Origin of the sequence: Mesorhizobium sp. M7A.F.Ca.CA.004.06.1.1 (assembly GCF_003999135.1) — a bacterium.
GTDB lineage: Bacteria > Pseudomonadota > Alphaproteobacteria > Rhizobiales > Rhizobiaceae > Mesorhizobium.
In genome coordinates, this window is record NZ_RZPQ01001162.1 from 1 (window position 1) to 1,159 (window position 1,159).

2 protein-coding genes are annotated in these 1,159 nt (G+C 61.9%); both read right to left on the reverse strand.

Annotated elements, in window-relative coordinates:
* Positions 1-137 precede the first annotated feature (137 nt).
* On the reverse strand, positions 138-896 hold the full coding sequence (locus EN906_RS34785; protein WP_127269128.1) for an MBL fold metallo-hydrolase: 759 nt from the start codon (positions 894-896) through the stop codon (positions 138-140).
* Between the two features lie 20 nt (positions 897-916).
* The coding region (locus tag EN906_RS34790; RefSeq protein ID WP_127375804.1) for a TOBE domain-containing protein at positions 917-1,159 on the reverse strand (243 nt) is incomplete at its 5' end.

The window sequence follows — 1,159 nt, forward strand, 5'->3', positions numbered from 1 at the left end:
AATTATCTGGTTCATGGCGCCTGGTATTGGGATCATCTCAATCCGTCCAGCCGTGACACCAACGTGCTGCGCAAGACCATGCTGCTCCTGCTGCATCAGGCGTTCCCCCGGCATTTCGAACTGATGCGCTAACTGCTTCAGGGCTGCCGCAGATGGCAGCCGGCCTGCCGCTTTTGCGCCAGATACTCGTCGACAAGCTGGCGGTAGCGTACCTTGCCGAAGCTTGGGAAATGCCCGCCATGCACGACTGAGACATGGAGGTCGCGCAGGCGCATCAGCGTCGCCATGTAGTCGGGAATGTCTGAGTGGTAGACGTCGTCGATCAGCGGGCCGTCATATATGATGTCGCCGGATAACAGGATGCCCGTCCTGTTTTCGTAGAGTGCGATGCCGCCGGGCGAATGGCCGGGCGTGTGGATCACCTCGAAGGCACGGTCGCCGAGATCGACGACATCGCCCTGGCCGAGCAAACGGCCGGCGGGCGCAGGCAGAATGCCGTAGCGCGCCGTGTCCCAGCCTTGCGGCATGCGATCGAACATCTCGTCGGTCGCATAGGTGCCGGCTGCCGTCCATTCATTGCGCGGATCGGCGAGGATGCCGGCCTCGGCGGCGTGCACGCAACGCTCGGGAAATTCGTGGTGGCAACCGATATGGTCGAAATGCGTGTGGCTGGCGACGCAAATCAGCTTGCGCTCGCTCACCAGCGGTACATGGCGCCGGAGGCTGAAATGGCCGAGGCCGGTGTCGAAGAGGAGATCGCGATCGCGACCGCGCACATGCCACATATTGCAGCGGAAGAACGGCTTTATCCACGGCTCGTGGATCAAGGTCACGCCATCGCTCATGCGGATGGTTTCGTACCAGTCGGGTGCCTCAATGAGCGGAAGTGTTGCCATGTTCAATCCGTCAGAAAAGCTCAGTCCGTCAGCAGAATAATCTGGTCGGTATTGCAGGAAATCGCGACCGTGTCGCCCGGCTGGACGGCCGCCGTCGCGGGCAATTTGGCGATGAAGTGAAGCGAGGGGTCCTCGATGGAAACCGCAAGCACGCGCTTGAAACTGCCCTGGAAGACCACGTCGCTCACTCTGGCCGCGCCGAGCCTGACACTGCCGCTGGCCTCGCCGAGGACAAGATGCTCCGGCCGTATGGCCAGCGCAAC

Bases quoted from the DNA above. Each gene is read 5' to 3' on its own strand.
- EN906_RS34785 (WP_127269128.1), bottom strand. From the start codon at position 896: ATGGCAACACTTCCGCTCATTGAGGCACCCGACTGGTACGAAACCATC.